This window comes from Priestia veravalensis, from assembly GCF_001457055.1.
Taxonomy (GTDB): domain Bacteria; phylum Bacillota; class Bacilli; order Bacillales; family Bacillaceae_H; genus Priestia; species Priestia flexa.
The window spans coordinates 1-17,675 of record NZ_KQ758696.1; the positions used below are offsets into that span (position 1 = coordinate 1).

The window sequence follows — 17,675 nt, forward strand, 5'->3', positions numbered from 1 at the left end:
AAAAAATTGGCTCTTTAGTGTTAGTGAAGACGGTGCAAAAGCGAATGCCATCTGTTTGAGTATCGCAGAAACTGCAAAAAGTAATGGCATTGATTTCTATGAATATATAAAGAAACTTTTGACGGATCTACCGAATATCGGCATCCATCAAAATCCTGAAATTCTAGATCAATACATGCCTTGGTCTAAAATGATTCAAGCAACATGTAATAGAAGATAGATGAGGCCGTATTTTTGATAAAAAATCATAAAAATACGGCTATTTATCATGCGTACCATGAAGGTACGCTGTTTTTTATTTCGGGCTTACTAACTATGAGCTATATGGTAGAAAAAATCACGAACCAAACATGGGAGCAGTATGTAAGTGAGCATATTTTGCAACCTCTTCATATGGAAAATACAAATTTCTCAGTTACTACTTCACAAGAAAATGATAACCACGCACTTCCATACATTGAAAAAGATAAAGATACCGTTAAAATTCCGTTGCGTAACATTGATACAGTTGGTGCTGCGGGATGCATAAACTCAACGATAGAAGATATGGCTAAGTGGATTTTATTTCATTTAAATCAAGGAAAAGCTGGAGAGCATGAACTTATTACACCAAATTTACTGCAGCAAATGTATGAACCGCATATTCCAATTCCTGATGATCCGCTGCTATCTACGTCTGAAACAGCGCTCACTTGCTACGGACTTGGGTGGTTTATTAGTGCGTATCGCGGTTACAAAGTCATTCATCACGGGGGGAACATTGATGGGTTTTCAGCACTCGTCTCTTTTATACCAGAAGAAAATATCGGCCTTGTTATTCTGACAAACGCTGGAACGACTCTACTCCCAACTTACCTTGCAAATCAAATTTATGATGAGATTCTGGAGCTAGATGCAATCGACTGGCATAAAAGATCTGCGGAAGATACAGCTAAGTTTAAAGAAATAATGAAAGAGTTAGATAAACCTTTTCCACAAGTAAAAGAAACAAGCCCTACACATGAATTAAAAGAGTATACAGGAATATTTGAGCACCCTGCATATGGGAAAATTGAAGTTGATATACAAAATGACCTGTTACATTTAAAATGGGGATCCCTTCATACGGAGATGAAACATCATCATTACAATATGTTCACCGTAAAGTGGGATATTTCTTATTCAGAAATGAATTTATTAATTGCATATGAAATGGAAACCGAAGGAAAGCTATCGCAGTTAAAATTAAACTTATCACCAATGCTAAGTGCAAAACCAATTGTATTTACTAAACTCGACGATACGGATACAACGTCATAAAATTAAGTGATGATGTACTAGAAAAACAGAAGTTCAACTTTATGCTTAGGGATGAACCACATGATGAGAGTGACTCAGGTTGGTCTATATTGAGAGGATATGAAGACGACGATTATCTAAGTGACTCTGAAAACTTTCAAATTGTTTCTATCGGAGTTATTTTGAATGTCGATGATTCCATTTTGGACTTTATCCAACAACCACCCTTATGCGTATATGAAAGAAATAATGAAGTTCGTTTTTATAAAAAACTAAAAAGGAGCGGTTTCCACTCCTTTTTACTGTTCGTATTGTCTATGTTAACTTTTTATAAAGCCCGCTTTTATTTCTGTTTTATTAACTCTTCTTCAAAGAAAAAAGTACTTGGATATTTATCTACGATATAAGAGTATCTTTTCATGTTTTTCACATACTGCCCTTTTAAAATTGTCACGGATTCGTTTGATGCTTTTATGCTTACGGTTTCTCCATCCTTAAACATTTTCTCAGCCATAACCGTTCCCCTTTCTTCTATTAAAATCATAAAGTTGTTTATTTGAATTAATAAGTAAAAAAGACTCCGAGGTGGAGTCTTTTTTACTTAATTTAATTATGCTACTTTGTTAACGTTAGCAGCTTGTGCACCACGTGGACCTTGTTCGATGTCAAACGTTACTTTTTGACCTTCGTCTAAAGATTTGAAGCCTTCGCCTTGAATTGAGCTGAAATGTACGAATACATCTTCGCCGCCTTCAACTTCGATAAAGCCAAAACCTTTCTCTGCATTAAACCATTTTACTGTACCTTGTTCCATAATATTGCCTCCTGCTGTGGAATAATCCACATATGTATTACTACCCTTGTCCAACCATACTATCTTAAGATTGAAATTTCGATGGAACAGATTTCTTTTCTCTTGATTCTATACCGAACAAAAATAATTAACTTAATTTTATCATATAAAAGTTACTATAGCAAATGCAGAAAAGAAGAAAGAGCCCTATGACATTCGCTAAAAGATGATATCTTGTCATTTTCATCTCTAAACAAAACTGATTAACTAAAGAATTAGCTCTAACCAGCAAGGATTTTTAGGGATAGAAAGCACCAGAGATAAAGACTTAGGGATCACAGTTTCATATTGAGGTTCTTTAGAGTCAATAAAAACTTGGAAAGAAAACTCAGCTCATAGAGTAGCACAGAATAAAGGCAAAACAGAACGGTATAAAAATTTTTCTTTTAGAGTTTGCAAAGTTGAGAGACATAGTTTTTTTGAGATGTAGTTAATTATTTGATTAGTATCGATAAAAAGCTCGTTATATTGACTAAGGGTGTATAAAAAGAAACCTCCTGACAAAGCAACAGGAGGTTTTTAAGCTATTTTAAAACCTTTTTAGACATTGAAAATAAATGCATGTTGTTCTATAAGGAAGATAACTACCTACAGCATATAAGAAGCTTCCTAATAGAGAAATCCCACCGATTCCAAACCAAGACAAATCTAAAATAAAGCCTACCGTTACGATAAAAAATGTTCCAATAAAGGGGAATGCACTCCCTTCAATAAACAAGGAAAGAAGGACACCCCAGATTCCCCACTCTTCTACAAGGTTTATTATGGTTTCAGTCATACTCTCTTCTCCAACTATTTTTTGTATGTACTTAAGTATAGAGAAGCATTAAATGTTCAAACAGCTGCTGGAGAATCAATTTCAACTACGTCTTAGGTCTTACCGAGAGTTTAATGGTTAGGCGGATCAACACTTGAATCTACTTACATCCGAAAAAGAACCGCTAGCTATTTATATCTTTCAGCTATTCTTGTTTCTGTGTTGGAACACAATGAATACTGTTTTTGTTGAAGGCTAGTTGTGGAACAGTTAACAGCTCAGCTTGCATGGTAGAAGATGAAGGTAGTAGAAGAAATAAATTAAGTGGTGCTTCTTAATGAAAGTTTTTCTATGCTCTCAGCTCGTAATTAAAAAGCTGCTGTAAGTAAAAGTTTTCCGTTTCTGCTCTCTTGCCAGCCAGGTACTCTTCTAACCCGACTTCCGTTAATCGAACAACTCCCTCACTTTTTACGCCAGGCATTTCTTTTCCAATGTCCATCACCATGACTAAATTATAATGAGAAGGCGTTACGAGATAGCGTGCAACCGTCACATCTTTTCGTTTTCCTACATGACCATAGCGTAATACGACTTTCCAATACTTCCATTCCATAAAAGCCCCTCCTCAAAATTTTAGTGTGTTTTTAGTTTTTCATCGTTGAGATTGAAAATTCCGTTTTTAGAATCGGAATATATTTCAGAAAATTCAATCTTTTAATGGTTAATTCCATTATAAACCAAAAGTCTTATTATCTCAATAAATAATCACGAAATGATATAACAGAAATATGTATAAAAGAAAGTTTTTCGGCCTTTTTTTATGAAAAACCCATCACCTGAAACAAGGTAATGGGTTCTTTTCTAACTATAGTATTCTCTCAATTATAAACCGATTCCTTCTCACTCAAGCCAAGCGTATGCGAAGTTGAAGCATAAATCTTCTCGAAAAACGCCGGATTGTCAGAAAGCGACATGCCGTATGATGGAATCATTTCTTTAATTTTTGACTCCCAAGCGTTCATTTGATCTGGGAAGCATTTTTCTAATACTTCAAGCATGACGTGAACAGCGGTTGAAGCTCCAGGTGATGCACCTAGAAGCGCAGCTACCGTTCCGTCTGAAGAGCTTACAACTTCTGTACCAAATTGAAGCGTTCCTCTTCCGCCAGCTTCCGTGTCTTTAATAACCTGTACGCGCTGACCAGCTACAACAATATCCCAGTCTTCTCCTTTTGCATCTGGAATAAATTCACGAAGCTCTTCCACACGCTTTTCATTAGACAACATAACCTGTTGAATTAAGTATTTTGTAAGGGCCATTTCTTTAACCCCAGCAGCAAGCATTGTTAAAATATTGTTTGGCTTCACTGAGCCAATAAGATCTAAATTCGAACCTGTTTTTAAGAATTTTGGTGAGAACCCGGCAAATGGTCCAAACAGCAGCGCTTTTTTGTTTCCAATATAACGCGTGTCTAAGTGAGGTACTGACATCGGTGGTGCACCCACTTTTGCTTTTCCATACACTTTTCCATGATGCTGCTCGATAACCTCCGGGTTGTTACAGACCATGAAGAGTCCACTTACTGGGAATCCACCGATACGCTTTGACTCAGGAATACCTGTTTTTTGTAAAAGCGGTAAGCTCCCTCCACCAGCTCCAATAAAGACGAACTTAGCTTGATGGTATTCAGTTAAACCCGTATTTAAGTTTTGAACTTTAAGCTCCCAAAGTCCATCGCTTGTACGTTTAATGTTTTTTACGCTATGTCGATAGTTAAGCTCTACGTTTTTTGTTTTCAAATGATCAAATAGCATGCGCGTTAAAGAACCAAAATTGACGTCTGTCCCCTCATCAATTTTAGTTGCCGCGATTGGTTCAGTTACCTTACGACCATTCATAATAAGTGGCACCCAATCTTTTAACTTGTTTGGGTCATCTGAAAATTCCATTCCTTTAAATAGCGGATTCTTTGAAAGCGCTTCAAAACGCTTCTTCAGAAAGGAAACATTTTGGTCACCTTGTACTAGGCTCATATGTGGAATCGGCATGATAAAGTCTTTAGGATTACCAATTAAGTTACTATTTACGAGATAAGACCAGAACTGCCTTGATAGCTGAAACTGTTCATTAATATTTACTGCCTTTGTAATATCGATAGATCCATCTGCTTTTTCAGATGTGTAGTTAAGCTCACATAATGCAGAGTGCCCCGTTCCTGCATTATTCCATTCGTTTGAACTTTCTTCTCCCGCGTCTGTCAGTGACTCAAATACTTTAATTTCCCACTCAGGTGCCAGCTCTTTGAGTAACGACCCTAAAGTCGCGCTCATAATGCCGGCGCCTATTAAGATAACGTCTGTTTTTGTCTGTACGTTGCTCATGATAACCTTCCCCATCCCCTAAATTTTCAAAAAAGATGTAGATGTTCCCCTTCTTAATTAGCTAAACCGAGATGCGATGTAGGAACCTATCTTTTTTGTCACTACTATAACTATATCACAGTCTAATTGTATGATGATTAGAAACTATTCAAAAGTGATGAAAAAGTAAAAAAATTTCGCATCTAAAACACCGAAATCACTTTTAAATAGAGTGTTGATAATAATATCATACTACAACTGTAGCATCTTTTTCCAAACATTTTAATAAGTAAAACGTCTTTTATGTGCATTTTGTTCATTTTATTCACTAGATTTTGTCTTTATCTAGCAATATCCTACATAATAAGGTAGAATATAGAAAATATTAACAACAGAGGTTTTGTATGAATGAATTAAATATTGATATCGCCTCCCTATTTAGCGTATTCACAAGGGCATGGTCGCTCCACTCTAGCTCAAAATGGACGAAAGAAAATCCAGCCAAAGGTCAGTGTGGGGTCACATCTTTAGTAATCCACGACTTGTTTGGAGGAGATATTGTAAAAACACCCGCTGCTGAAGGTTGTCACTTCTACAATTGGATTAATGATGAATACTACGACCTAACCGCTTCGCAGTTTTATAAACCTATAACGTATCAGCATATCCCTTCCAAGTCGCAGTGAAGCTTTTCAAGATACAAACCCTCAGCAATATACCTATCTAAAACAGCAGGTTGAAAAAATCTTCCATATAGATAAGGTGAAAATATTGAATCATGCTCCTATTATCCAAGGTGACACAGTACTGCTTCGTCAACCGATTGACCGTGACGTTGATGATTACCTTCAAGTAGAAACGCATCCAGAGCTCGTCCGAATGTATGGTGGTACCCCTTCAGATATTCAGCCCAAAACAAGAGAGCGTACATTAAAATTTGTCGAAGCTATTCGTAAAAACAAACTTGAATGGTGCGTGGAATATAACGGTCGCTTCGTTGGTCAAGCCAGACTTATGATGAATGAATACGACAACCGTGCCCGCTACGCGATTAGCTTATTTGATCCGTCTGTTAAATTATTTAGATGATGTAGACATTTCAAATGAGCAAGGGGGGGTAGTTTCAAACGGCGCAATCTCGAAATCTGGTTATGGTGACGGAATGTATGAGGTAAAAGTAAAATATAATTGATTAAAAGAGATTGTTGGAGTGATGATTGTTTTTGAAGATGAGGAATAACGTTCTTCATCTTCTCACAGGCTAGCACCCGTGTTTCTTTTTTACTACGTGTTAACAAACCAAAAAGGAAGATAAACATTATCGTCCTTTTTGGTAATACTCGCTTACTGATTATGTATATGTTATTCGCTTTGCTTTTTAGGTGATGTTTGCAACTTTTCCAATGACTCAATCTGTTTATCAATTCCGCCTAAATCCTGCTCGATATCTGTTTTTAAACTATCGAAACGCTCCGAAATATCTTTTTTCATTCTCTCTAATTCTGCAATAATATCTTTCATCTTTTCTCCTCCGCTTTTCGTCAGTCTAACTCAACGTTTTTTACGCTGATTCGAAATAATAAACCCGTAACTAGAAAAAGAACCGTTATGCTAAGAAATAAAACTCCTGCCAGTATTTGAAAGGGGTCGCTTCCTAAATGACTAAACGGATAAGGACCATTAATAACCCAGATATACCGGTCATAATCACTGTGAATAAAGCGATATAATAACAGCGGGCTTATTAAAAAGCATCCACCTAAGAGAACAAACAAATTTGCAAAACTATTATAAAGAGCTTTCATTATGGTGCTGTCACCTCACAATCATTTGCTTTTCCACTTCTACTATCCATTTTTTCTATATAATGGCTTATCATTTAGTATTTTACAATCTTAGCATAAGTTTCTCATGCACAGTATGATTCGATTGAACCATATCATCTTACTGTGATAAGTAGTTCAATTCCCTTTTGTAAACTTAAACATACTAGCCAGCACATGATACCTATTGCTATAGCAGCTATAAGCGGAAGGTGATGTTTCAATGCGATGAAGACACCAGCAAGCATGACGATAGTCGCAGGCAAGCCAATGATAACACCCCATATAAACTGCTGAAGCTGATCGGATGATTGCCCTTGAACAGTTAATCATACTACGCTGTGAAAGCTCTTAAATGATAAAGAAATAAGTGCCAAAAATAAGCGAAATAATAATGACAAATACACCGAGAAGTACCATGCTGATGACGGCTGGGCGGAATGTCTGACTGTTAATGGCTTCAATCTTTCTCACATATGCCACAGCTGAAACAATAATCGTAACAATTCCTACTCCTACAGATAAAATGCCAATGATTGTTGCAAGTTGATCACCAAGCGGAGATAGTGTAGCTCGCATTGTAAAGTGTAGATTTGTTACTAAAAAACCCACACCAATAATTGAAATAGCCGTTCGAAGCCAAGCTAGAAACGTTCGTTCATTCGCGAGATGCTGCTGAATATACTTTGAATCTTTCGTTGTTTCTTTAGCTTTTATATCTTGATTACTCATCTCATCCCTCCTCCGTTTGATTATCCTAGTAGCTTTAGTTTTTCTTGGGCTTGTTTATTAAATTCATTTTATCGTTTTCTATTTCCTGATTCATATTAATTCCAAGCATTCATTCCGCCTTTAACATTTGTAATGTGATTGAAGCCTTTCTTTTCAAGAAGCTTGCATGCTGCTTTACTTCTCATCCCGCTTTGACAAATAACAATAACTTCTTTGTCTTTTAATAAGCTGCTTGTATTTTGGTCAAGCTGTTGAAGAGGAATATTCGTAAATCCTCGAATTTTATTCCCTCGAAACTCTCCCGGTGTACGAACATCAATATATTGTTTATTGCGATCGTTTAGTTCTTGTTTTAAGGTTGCTGTTGAATTTTCATTATGTTTCATTATACGTTTAAGTTTGAGGTATTTCCTTTCCTATAAAAGATGTATATTCCTTACTTGTTTGAACACCCTAACGTAGTGTACATATCAGCTAAGGAGTGATATGATGTTTTTCCACGTAAAAGAACTTCAATATAAAGCAAAACCTACTCAACCAGATCCCGTTTATGCAAAGAAGCTTCAAGAAGTATTAGGCGGACAATACGGAGAAATTTCTGTTATGATGCAGTATTTATTTCAAGGTTGGAATTGTCGAGGAGAGCAAAAGTATAGAGATATGCTTCTAGATATCGGCACAGAAGAAAGTAGAAGAACAAGAACAAGCAGCTCAAGACCCTGTTATTAAAAGTATTATGGGTGGAATGAATCCACAGCATGCAATTGTTAATGGTTTAGGAGCTAGTCCTAATGATAGTACTGGATATCCTTAAGTAAAGAAGGTAGATGGGCAAGTGGTCCTTCCATTGATGGACAAGGAGAGTTTTCATATATTGAAGAACCAAAAGCAACTGGACAAGCTCCTATTCTTAAGCCAGCTCCAGGTTATATTCACGGAACGCCAAAAACGAATTAAATTAAAAGAGGCTGGGACAAGCCCCAGCCTCTTTCCTACTTAAAGCTCTTCTCCATTACTTCCAATCACGCGCTGATACCAATAAAAGCTATCTTTTTTCGAACGATTTAGCGTACCGTTTCCTTCGTCGTCAAGGTCCACATAAATGAATCCGTAGCGCTTTGACATTTCGGACGTGGAAAAGCTGACTAAGTCAATTGGCCCCCAAGCCGTGTAGCCAATGAGCTCTACCCCATCAGCAATAGCTTCTTTCATTTGTTCAATATGTTTTTTCAAGTAATCGATGCGATAGTCATCATGAATACTGCCGTCTTCTTCGACTTTATCAAATGCACCAAGTCCGTTCTCCACAATAAACAACGGCTTTTCATAGCGCTCATAAAACATATTGAGCAGGGTGCGCAAGCCAACAGGATCAATCTGCCATCCCCAATCTGATGCTTCTAGGTACGGATTTTTTAAATTAGTTAAAATATTACCTACCGCTTGTTCACCAGCTGTTTCTGATCTTGCTGACACCGTTGACATATAGTAACTAAGCGAAACAAAGTCTACAAGATTGTTCTTTAAAGTATGTTCGTCTTCCGGATGGATATCAAGCTCGATATCATGTTCTTTGAAGAAACGGTTCATGTATGCTGGATAATGACCGCGCGCTTGAACATCAGTGAAGAAAAACGTCTTGCGCTGATCAGTTAGCGCTGCGTGTACGTCTTCTGGGTGCGGACTGTCTGGGTAATTAATCATCCCGAGTACCATGCAGCCAATTTGAGCCTCTGGATTTATTTCATGGCATGCTTCTACCGCTTTTGCACTTGCTACAAGCTGGTGGTGTGCTGCTTGGAACGTTGCTTCTAACAGCTTTCCTTCTTCAACCTTGTCTCGCAGCATGCCTCCGCTAATGAAAGGGCTCATTAAAATGGAGTTAATTTCATTAAACGTAATCCAATACTTCACCTTACCTTTATATCGTTCTAATACAGTTCTAGCATAGCGTGTAAAATGGTCAACTACCACGCGATTTTTCCAGCCTCCGTATTCAAGAGATAAGTGTAGAGGCATTTCATAATGAGACAGCGTTACAATCGGTTCAATATCATTTTTTCTTAATTCATCTAATAAGTCATCGTAATAAGCTAGTCCAGCTTCGTTAGGCTCTTCTTCCACACCGTTTGGAAAAATACGCGTCCACGCAATGGAAATGCGAAACGTTTTGAAACCTAATTCTTTAAATAACGCAATATCCTCTTTGTATCGATGGTAAAAGTCAATGCCATATCGCTTAGGGAAATGGCGATTTTCTTCGTCTGCTAATGCGTCTTTAACTTCTTTTGATGTCGGGAACGGCAGGTGGAGTTTCTTGCGGTCTTCAGGCTTAATTCGTTCAATCACATCGTCAACAGATAACCCTTTTCCACCTTCATCAAATGCACCTTCAATTTGATTCGCTGCCGTTGCTCCTCCCCATAAGAAATTGTCTGGGAACTTTAATGTTACGTTTGCCATATCTAAGCACCATCCTTTTATAATGTAGTGTAATTGTATATATTTTTGCTGTGAAAGAATAGGTTTCTTTGCAATTTAGACACGTGTCTCTCATAATGAAACTTGTTACACAATAAAAACATACTGTTACACAGGGAGATTAATTATGTTTTCAAGTGAAGTTATTTCAACGTTTAATGACTTAGATTATAACATCTACAATTATATTTTAAACAACGGTGAACAGGTCATCTATATGCGTATTCGAGACTTGGCAACCGCCACTCACGTATCTACCTCAACAATTTTACGTTTTTGTAGAAAAGTAGGCTGTGACGGATTTAGTGAATTTAAAGTAAAGCTAAAGCTGTATTTAGAAAGCGAAAGCGAAGAAAGTGTAAAAGGAATGAAAGAGTTCGCGTATGAATTTATGGAGCGTACATTAAAGGGAAATCTTGATGAAGTTATTACCGAAGCAGCCCATGAGGTCGTAAGAGCTAATCATGTTCTCTTCGTTGGCTTTGGAAGTTCAGGTATATTAGCGCAGTACGGAGCACGTTATTTTTCAAGCTTAGGAAAGTTTTCAATTGCGATTAATGACCCCTACTTTCCCATTAACGCTCAGCAACTTGATAATAGTATTACCATTGCGCTCTCCGTGTCAGGAGAATCCCCGCAAACGGTGGATCAAGTCACGCGGTTAAAGGAAGAAGGAAGCAAGATTATCAGCATTACCAACACAAAATCCTCTACCTTAGCGCACCTATCGCATATTGTCATTCCATACTACGCAACGGAAGAGCGTAGAGAAATCGCGAATCTTCCACTTAACATCACTACTCAGCTTCCTGTCATGTACATACTTGAAGCAACGGCCAGAGAAGTATACAAGCTGACGTAATATGCGTCGGCTTGTTAAAAATAATAGTAAATCCATTCAGGCGTATTTACTAATAACTTTTCCCAGATAGGAATGTCATCAATATCTAACACTTGATTTTCGAGCGTTTCTCCCGTTGCGAAAACAAGCTGATAGGCTGATTGATTGTTCGAAGACGCCGTTTTGTTTAAAGAATGGGGGTTTTTAGTAGCGCCCGTATCTTCTCCCCAATCTTTTAAAAACTGCTTTTCGATTTCATACGTACCGTTCCCTTGAATTCGAAGGTGATAATCACGCCAATATCCTAACTTTTCGTTGTTGCCTAAATACTCTTCTCCAATATTAAATCCGCCAATATAAGACGTATGGCCGTCAATTGCAACGAGCTTTCGATGATTTCGGTGATTTAAACTATAAAAAAGGTGAGGAAATTGCAAAGGTCGACTAAATGCAAACTCAATGCACTCTCTTCCATCTCTTTAATTAATGATGATGAAATGTCTTTCCCACCGAAGCGATCCACCGAAAATTTGACGTCCACGCCATGTTTGGCTTTTTATTTTAGTAATTCAATGAACTTCATGCTGATTGGATCATCTCGAAAGATAAAAAACTGAAGGTAAATATAGCTTTCCGCTTGTTTCATGTCTGTTAATAATGATGTATATAGCTTGCTTCCTTCTGGAAACATCGTTAGCTTTCCGGTATACGCTGTAGTTTCCCTGTATGGGTGAGCCTTCGTGTACTTTTTATATCCTTGTTTTACATCCCATTGAAAAAGCAGAAAAAAACAGGTAATCAAAAGTAAAATAACCATTAATTTCTTAAACATGCCCTACCTCTTATATCGTGTAGATACGTATAGAATTTGAGAGTGAGTGTGGTTTTATAAGCGGGAATATAAGGGAGCAAAAAACACAGCGACTGCCGTAGTTGATTTAATGCGTATTTTCAAATAAAGTAGAAATGCGTTCAAATTCTTCATCGTCTTCAATGCTAGCCCATTCGCCGTTTGGTTCAATGTGAAAGAAAAAGACGTCAATATCTTCTTCTGATTCAATCAATAGCTCTTCAACAAACGCAACAGCAACATACTCTTCTCCGTCTACGGTTAACTTTCCTAAAACTTCAACATCCTGTTCTTGTTCATTTTCATCCACAATGGTAAAAATCTCACCTGTATTCACTGTTTCCATTCGTATTCTCTCCTTTAAAAATATTTTGACCTTACTGTTTGTATACCCTGTATCCATTGTTTCATTCAAAGAGAAAACACAAAAAAGCCTACTTATTTGGAATAAGTAGGCCATGAGAAACAAAGATTAATCAATAAAGCAAATGGTGACTTTAGTATACCATAGCAGAACACCATTTAGCTAATGATTTAAAGACTATAGAATGCGAACTTTAACCGTTTTACGTCCCCATTTTAATGCTTCTTTTTGATTTGGAATAAATACATCGATTTTGTTGCCACGAATTGCGCTACCTTTATCACCCGCAATTGCAGTACCGTAGCCTTCTACCCATACTTTAGAACCTAGTTTGATTACTTTTGGGTCAACAGAAATGACTTTTAAGTTAGGGTTTTTCTTTAAATTGATGCCCGTTGCGGTAATGCCACTGCATCCTTTGCAGCTTCCTGTATAAGCCGTAGCTGTCACCGTAAATTCTTTTTTTGCAGCAGGAGCAGGCGCTTTTGCTGCTGGCTTAGCTGACGTTTTAGCCGCTTGTGGCTTGGCTACTTTTAACACTTGATTCGGACGAATTGTTGCTGATTTTAAGTTATTCCATGACTGGATGTCTTTTACCGACACTTTATGTACAGAAGCAATTTTATATAATGTATCTCCACTTTTTACTTTATATGTAGTTGACGCCGCAGATGTTGCAGTCGCTGTTCCAAACAATGATAATAGAACTAAGCTTGACGTAATAATTAGTTTTTTCATCAAAATTTTCCCCTTTTTCCAATTCGGTAAATAAAGAATACTATAGTTTTATTACAGAATTATTTCAAAGGGTTATTAGTTTTGTTACAACTTTTCTAAATAGTGTCTTTTATGTCATATAACTTAGTCAAATTGACTCTTAAGAATTTATTTTAAAGTTTTTTTATTACATTATGATATCGTTTTTAATCAAATAGTCCCCGTTTTATTAGGACTTGTAGGATTATTAGGAAAAGTAAACAAAGTTGCTGCGTTTTCAGGTATTATGCTGAGCACTCTGATGATTGCGTATAAGCTTTGGTTTGTTCAGTTCTTTCTATTATAATGTCCAAACAAAAAGAAGCTGGAACGAATGAGGAGTATACCCACTTGCAACCTGTTTTAAGCCGACCTATTAATTGGGATCTCATCCGTCAACAGTATGAGCAAATGATTAAGTTTGCGACGGCATTACGATTAGGAACAGCATCAGCAGAAGCTATTTTAAAGCGATTTACAAGGGATACGAAGCATCCAACTTATCTAGCTTTATGTGAATTGGGAAAGGCAATCAAAACCATTTTCTTATGTGATTATTTACATTTTGAAGAAGTTCGTAGAGAAATTCATGAAGGATTAAATACTGTTGAGCAATGGAACTCCGTTAACGGCTACATTTTTTATGGAAAAAACAGTGAAATTAGATTTAATTCTATAGATGATCAAGAGGTGTCTGCATTATCACTTCAATTACTTCAAAACTGCTTGGTTTACATCAATACTTTAATGGTTCAAGAGACTCTTTATAACAACAACCGGTATTGGTTAAAGAGAATGACTCCTGAAGATTTTAGAGGATTAACGCCTTTATTCTATAATCATGTAAATCCTTATGGAACATTTAAATTAAATATGAATAAAAGAATTCCAATCAATCTAAAAGTCTCATAGGGTACCAAAAACCATCAATTTAAATACTTCAAACTCATATGAGGCTGGGACATAAGTAATTCAGCCAATGATAAACCTGAACGATTGAGAGTTTCTCACTTTTAATCGTTCAGGTTTTTTGTTGATTGTGAAAACAATGTTGGAAACAGGGTGGAATGGAGCGTAGGGGACACTCGACTCCTGGCGAAAGAGAGGGAAAACGGAGATCCCGCAGCGCAGCGAGGAAGCTCAGGTTCCTCCCCGCGGAAAGCGAGTGGCCGTAGCGCAATGGAACGAACATGTTGAGACATATCAAAGAGATGGGAACAGCTAGTGTTCGTTTTTTAGAAGCCATCATTTTGTTATGTCCCAAACTCATATTAAAGTAGTTAATTTTTTTATAAAGGATGCTTTAAAAATAAACGTTTAAAAATCTAAGTTTTAATCAACAATCGCACCCTTTAATTGAATAAGAAAATAAATTCTACTGTTATTGCAAGAGGATACTGAAAAGTTGTTTTACTTTAAACCAGTATGTTCACAACTGTTCTGCCTCTTACTTTTCCTTGTAAGATGTCAGTTAAAGTTTGAGGTAACTCTCTTAATGATACTTCATTTATTATTGTCCCTAAACCTTCTGGCTTTAAGTCAGTTGCCATTCGTTTCCATAAAGTTTCTCTTAAATCTTTTGGACAATAAACCGAATCTATTCCTAATAAATTGACACCTCTAAGGATAAAAGGAAAAACGGTTGTTGGCACTTCTGCTCCTCCAGTTAATCCACTTACAGCAACGGATCCTCCATATTTAGTGTTGCTTAAAATAGATGCTAATGTCTTACCACCTACCGGGTCAACTGCACCTGCCCAGCGCTGCTTTCCAAGAGGACGAATTTTTTCTGGTGTAACATCTTCACGCGAAATAACTTCTTTTGCTCCTAATTTCTTTAAGTAATCATATTCGGATTCTTTTCCTGTACTTGCTGTTACCTGATAATTTCGTTTGGCAAGCATTAAAACTGCCATACTCCCTACGCCACCAGTTGCCCCAGTTACTAAAATAGGACCTTTTTCTGGCGTTAGTCCATTTTTTTCTAATTGATGAATTGAAAGAGCTGCTGTAAAGCCCGCAGTCCCAAAGGTCATTGCTTCTTTTAATGTCAAATTATCTGGCAGAGGTACTACCCAATCCCCCGGAACTCTTGCATATTCACTGTATCCGCCATAATGAGAAACACCTAACTCATAGCTTGTCACAATAACCTTGTCACCCTCTTTATAGCGAGAATCGTTTGATGAAGTAACCGTTCCTGCAAGGTCAATTCCAGGAACAAAGGGGTATTTTTGAACAATCTTTCCGTTTGGAATACTTGCTAAACCATCTTTATAATTTACACTTGAGTAATGAACTCGTATCGTCACATCTCCATCTGGTAAGTCATTAAAAGATAATGATTCAATATTTACTGAAAAATCTTCCTCCGTTTTATTTACGACAAGAGCGCTAAATTCCTTTGGCATCTAAAGATTTCCCCTTTCAAACTAGTTATTTAATCTTAAATCTAAATTTATCGTAATGCATTTTATACTGACTGGTCAATATATTTTATCCGGTCAGTATAAAACACTCGTACAAGTTGATAATATTTTGTATAATATTCTTAGGTTTCAAATGGAGGTTCGATTGAATGGTTAAAAAAGCTGAACAAAGACGCAAACAAATATTAAAAGCTGCCTTTCAAGCTGCATCTGAAAAAGGTTATGAATCTGTGACATTGCAGGATATTGCAGATTATGCAGAGGTAAGTAAAGGAGTAACAAACTATTATTTTGAAAATAAAGCAGATGTATTTGCTCACTTATTTGAATGGATTACGACAAGAATTTATGAAAAAGAAGCTAAATCTATTGATGAAAAGGAAACAGCAATTGAAAAGCTAGAAGCATATATAAATCAGGTCTTCATCAGTCCTAAAGAAAATAAAACTTTCTATCGTGTATACTTAGACTTTTTAGCACAGGTGAAAAATAATAATCGGTATAAAGAAATTAACCAACAATTCTACAAAAACTGTTGGTCTATCGGTAAAAATATTATCACACTGGGAATCGAAGAGAATGTGTTTAAAGTAGATAATATCGAGCAATCTGCCATTAGTATTCGGTGTATGATTGATGGTAGCTTAATTCAGTGGTTAATGAGGGATGATGACAGCTTACATAATTATTATCGAACTGTATGTTACGAATCAATTCTCCAGATCCTAAATTTTAAAAAATGAAAGCAGTTTGATAAAAGCAACCGAATATGGTGTTTTTCTTTAAACCATTTATTCCACTATTTGGCCCGTTTGCTGAATAACATGACTGTCATGTTAATACATATCATTACCAAAAACCATAGATAACTATATAGTAAAAAAAGAAGGTTTTTACCCTTCTCCCTTTTTAATTCAACCTTATTTTCACTCTTTTTAGAACTTGAAGCATACGATTTACAAGGCTACTATCACTGATTTGCATTACGTTATGTCCTTGTTTCCTCAAATAAGCATCTTTCTTAGTCAAAGAGGGACGTACTATGCATAGGCTGAACTTTTGTCCTAGGGTCCATATATGCTTTGGCGTTGTTGACTGCCGTAGGCCCTTCTCCAAAACCGGCTACAATTAGTTTGACTTTTCCATCATAAGTACAGATATCTCCAGCTGCATAAATTCCTGGGATATTTGTTTCTTGTTTTGAATTCACCACAATAGCATTCTTCTTTACCTCAAGATTCCATGTTTTAATGGGACCTAAAGAAGAAATAAATCCATAATTGACAATAACATCATCGACTTCAATGGTTTCTTTTGTTCCTTCTTTGGTATGTTCGACTACCATTTGAGTAATGATTTCATCTCCATTGATTTCATTTGGAACATAGGGAGTTTTCACTTCGACTGAAGAATTTATTAATTGTTCAATACTGTGTTCATGGGCGCGAAATTTATCTCGACGATGAACTAGAGTTACTTTTTCAGCAATTGGTTCTAACATGAGTGCCCAATCTACAGCTGAATCTCCTCCTCCAAACAGGATCACTCTTTTTCCTGCGAATTGATTCATATCTTCAACAAAGTAGTGAAGGTTAGATGCTTCAAATGCTTCAGCCTTCTCTAATTCTAATTTACGTGGTTGAAACGCGCCATTTCCGGCTGTAATAATAATTGTTTTTGTATAATGAATACTTCGATTAGTTTGCAGTTTAAAGATTCCATCTACCTGTTTGTCGACTTGTTCAACAGTTTCTTCTAAACAAATGGTAGGTTGAAACGGCTCCATTTGTTTCTTTAGCCCGTTAATTAGGTCTTGCGCTCGCACTTTTGGAAAACCAGCCACATCATAAATATACTTTTCTGGATATAAGGCTGTTAATTGTCCCCCTGGATCGGCTATACTTAGTTAGACAGAAATTTTAAGGTCAAGTAGAATTAACTATACTAATCAGTTATGAGGAGAATCTACATGACAAAAAAAGTACGTCGAACGTTTACCGAAGAATTTAAGCAACAGATCGTGCAGCTATATCAGAATGGAAAGCCTCGTAAAGACATCATTCGAGAATATGAGTTAACACCATCTTCGCTTGATAAGTGGATTAATCAAAGTAAGTCCTCTGGTTCCTTCAAAGAAAAGGATAACCTCAG

Annotated in this window: 21 protein-coding genes and 7 pseudogenes; 12 read left to right on the top strand and 16 right to left on the bottom strand. The window is 36.7% G+C overall.

The window, feature by feature from the left end:
* The 3 genes and pseudogenes from AS180_RS18260 to AS180_RS24090 all read left to right on the top strand — a co-directional run.
* Positions 1-220: transposase domain-containing protein (locus AS180_RS18260; RefSeq protein ID WP_139109228.1), on the top strand; the 220-nt coding region annotated here is incomplete at its 5' end.
* A gap of 65 nt (positions 221-285) precedes the next feature.
* Positions 286-1,299, top strand: a pseudogene (locus AS180_RS18265) (serine hydrolase); the annotation flags it as partial.
* 2 nt (positions 1,300-1,301) lie between these two features.
* Positions 1,302-1,547, top strand: a pseudogene (locus AS180_RS24090) (immunity protein Imm33 domain-containing protein); the annotation flags it as partial.
* A 74-nt stretch (positions 1,548-1,621) separates the two neighbouring features.
* On the opposite strand, the gene AS180_RS22820 reads toward AS180_RS24090, so the two are convergent.
* On the bottom strand, positions 1,622-1,822 hold the full coding sequence (locus tag AS180_RS22820; protein WP_156413508.1) for a hypothetical protein: 201 nt from the start codon (positions 1,820-1,822) through the stop codon (positions 1,622-1,624).
* 66 nt (positions 1,823-1,888) lie between these two features.
* Complete coding sequence (locus tag AS180_RS18270; protein ID WP_025911266.1) at positions 1,889-2,092, bottom strand: cold-shock protein; 204 nt, start codon at positions 2,090-2,092, stop codon at positions 1,889-1,891.
* 253 nt (positions 2,093-2,345) lie between these two features.
* Here AS180_RS18270 and AS180_RS23670 point away from each other — a divergent pair.
* Positions 2,346-2,561, top strand: a pseudogene (locus AS180_RS23670) (antibiotic biosynthesis monooxygenase family protein); the annotation flags it as partial.
* Positions 2,562-2,660: 99 nt separating this feature from the next.
* On the opposite strand, the gene AS180_RS18275 reads toward AS180_RS23670, so the two are convergent.
* From AS180_RS18275 to AS180_RS18285, 3 genes are all read right to left on the bottom strand, one after another.
* Complete coding sequence (locus tag AS180_RS18275) at positions 2,661-2,909, bottom strand: hypothetical protein (protein ID WP_061785127.1); 249 nt, start codon at positions 2,907-2,909, stop codon at positions 2,661-2,663.
* Between the two features lie 328 nt (positions 2,910-3,237).
* Positions 3,238-3,501 (bottom strand): hypothetical protein, encoded by a 264-nt coding sequence (locus AS180_RS18280; RefSeq protein WP_025911268.1) that lies wholly within the window; start codon positions 3,499-3,501, stop codon positions 3,238-3,240.
* A 265-nt stretch (positions 3,502-3,766) separates the two neighbouring features.
* The gene (locus AS180_RS18285) at positions 3,767-5,269 is read right to left on the bottom strand and encodes a malate:quinone oxidoreductase (protein WP_025911269.1); all 1,503 of its coding nucleotides are present in this window, start codon (positions 5,267-5,269) and stop codon (positions 3,767-3,769) included.
* Positions 5,270-5,652: 383 nt separating this feature from the next.
* On the opposite strand from AS180_RS18285, the pseudogene AS180_RS18290 reads away from it, so the two are divergent.
* Positions 5,653-5,998 (top strand): annotated as a pseudogene (locus tag AS180_RS18290) (YunG family protein); the annotation flags it as partial.
* Positions 5,999-6,019: 21 nt separating this feature from the next.
* Positions 6,020-6,337, top strand: coding sequence for a GNAT family N-acetyltransferase (locus AS180_RS23325; protein ID WP_064484055.1), 318 nt, complete (start codon positions 6,020-6,022; stop codon positions 6,335-6,337).
* A gap of 273 nt (positions 6,338-6,610) precedes the next feature.
* On the opposite strand, the gene AS180_RS22825 is transcribed toward AS180_RS23325, so the two are convergent.
* The 4 genes from AS180_RS22825 to AS180_RS18305 all read right to left on the bottom strand — a co-directional run bounded on the left by AS180_RS22825 (position 6,611) and on the right by AS180_RS18305 (position 8,189).
* A complete protein-coding gene (locus AS180_RS22825) occupies positions 6,611-6,769 on the bottom strand; it encodes a hypothetical protein (protein ID WP_156413509.1) in 159 nt (52 codons plus the stop codon).
* Between the two features lie 20 nt (positions 6,770-6,789).
* A complete protein-coding gene (locus tag AS180_RS18295; protein ID WP_025911270.1) occupies positions 6,790-7,053 on the bottom strand; it encodes a hypothetical protein in 264 nt (87 codons plus the stop codon).
* Between the two features lie 369 nt (positions 7,054-7,422).
* Positions 7,423-7,803 carry a YidH family protein gene (locus tag AS180_RS18300; protein WP_035321257.1) on the bottom strand — a complete coding sequence of 127 codons (381 nt, stop codon included), beginning with the start codon at positions 7,801-7,803 and terminating at the stop codon, positions 7,423-7,425.
* Between the two features lie 95 nt (positions 7,804-7,898).
* Positions 7,899-8,189: a rhodanese-like domain-containing protein gene (locus AS180_RS18305; RefSeq protein WP_062687271.1), complete on the bottom strand. Its 291-nt coding sequence runs from the start codon at positions 8,187-8,189 to the stop codon at positions 7,899-7,901.
* A gap of 103 nt (positions 8,190-8,292) precedes the next feature.
* Between AS180_RS18305 and AS180_RS21870 the strand changes: the two are divergent.
* Positions 8,293-8,760: pseudogene (locus tag AS180_RS21870) on the top strand (manganese catalase family protein).
* 39 nt (positions 8,761-8,799) lie between these two features.
* Here the strand turns inward: AS180_RS21870 and AS180_RS18315 are convergent.
* A complete protein-coding gene (locus tag AS180_RS18315; RefSeq protein ID WP_025911273.1) occupies positions 8,800-10,266 on the bottom strand; it encodes a glycoside hydrolase family 1 protein in 1,467 nt (488 codons plus the stop codon).
* A gap of 145 nt (positions 10,267-10,411) precedes the next feature.
* Here AS180_RS18315 and AS180_RS18320 point away from each other — a divergent pair, with 145 nt between their 5' ends.
* Positions 10,412-11,146: a MurR/RpiR family transcriptional regulator gene (locus tag AS180_RS18320; protein WP_025911275.1), complete on the top strand. Its 735-nt coding sequence runs from the start codon at positions 10,412-10,414 to the stop codon at positions 11,144-11,146.
* A 14-nt stretch (positions 11,147-11,160) separates the two neighbouring features.
* Here the strand turns inward: AS180_RS18320 and AS180_RS18325 are convergent, their stop codons facing one another.
* From AS180_RS18325 to AS180_RS18340, 4 genes are all read right to left on the bottom strand, one after another.
* Entirely contained in the window at positions 11,161-11,562 is a 402-nt protein-coding gene (locus tag AS180_RS18325; protein ID WP_025911276.1) for a phospholipase D-like domain-containing protein, read from the bottom strand.
* Between the two features lie 119 nt (positions 11,563-11,681).
* Positions 11,682-11,957 carry a hypothetical protein gene (locus AS180_RS18330; protein ID WP_025911277.1) on the bottom strand — a complete coding sequence of 92 codons (276 nt, stop codon included), beginning with the start codon at positions 11,955-11,957 and terminating at the stop codon, positions 11,682-11,684.
* 106 nt (positions 11,958-12,063) lie between these two features.
* Complete coding sequence (locus AS180_RS18335) at positions 12,064-12,321, bottom strand: DUF1292 domain-containing protein (protein WP_025911278.1); 258 nt, start codon at positions 12,319-12,321, stop codon at positions 12,064-12,066.
* A 195-nt stretch (positions 12,322-12,516) separates the two neighbouring features.
* Positions 12,517-13,077 (bottom strand): 3D domain-containing protein, encoded by a 561-nt coding sequence (locus AS180_RS18340; protein WP_025911279.1) that lies wholly within the window; start codon positions 13,075-13,077, stop codon positions 12,517-12,519.
* A gap of 345 nt (positions 13,078-13,422) precedes the next feature.
* On the opposite strand from AS180_RS18340, the pseudogene AS180_RS18345 reads away from it, so the two are divergent.
* Together AS180_RS18345 and AS180_RS23935 are read left to right on the top strand one after the other, a co-directional pair.
* Positions 13,423-14,007 (top strand): annotated as a pseudogene (locus AS180_RS18345) (Tn3 family transposase); the annotation flags it as partial.
* Between the two features lie 150 nt (positions 14,008-14,157).
* The gene (locus AS180_RS23935) at positions 14,158-14,292 is read left to right on the top strand and encodes a hypothetical protein (RefSeq protein WP_258954141.1); all 135 of its coding nucleotides are present in this window, start codon (positions 14,158-14,160) and stop codon (positions 14,290-14,292) included.
* Between the two features lie 218 nt (positions 14,293-14,510).
* Here the strand turns inward: AS180_RS23935 and AS180_RS18350 are convergent, their stop codons facing one another.
* On the bottom strand, positions 14,511-15,506 hold the full coding sequence (locus AS180_RS18350; protein ID WP_062687272.1) for an NADPH:quinone oxidoreductase family protein: 996 nt from the start codon (positions 15,504-15,506) through the stop codon (positions 14,511-14,513).
* A 167-nt stretch (positions 15,507-15,673) separates the two neighbouring features.
* Between AS180_RS18350 and AS180_RS18355 the strand changes: the two genes are divergently transcribed.
* Positions 15,674-16,267: a TetR/AcrR family transcriptional regulator gene (locus tag AS180_RS18355; protein ID WP_025911250.1), complete on the top strand. Its 594-nt coding sequence runs from the start codon at positions 15,674-15,676 to the stop codon at positions 16,265-16,267.
* A gap of 278 nt (positions 16,268-16,545) precedes the next feature.
* On the opposite strand, the pseudogene AS180_RS18360 reads toward AS180_RS18355, so the two are convergent.
* A pseudogene (locus tag AS180_RS18360) lies at positions 16,546-17,427 on the bottom strand (NAD(P)/FAD-dependent oxidoreductase); the annotation flags it as partial.
* Between the two features lie 66 nt (positions 17,428-17,493).
* Here AS180_RS18360 and AS180_RS18365 point away from each other — a divergent pair.
* On the top strand, positions 17,494-17,675 hold a 182-nt coding region (locus AS180_RS18365), incomplete at its 3' end, for a transposase (protein ID WP_139109229.1).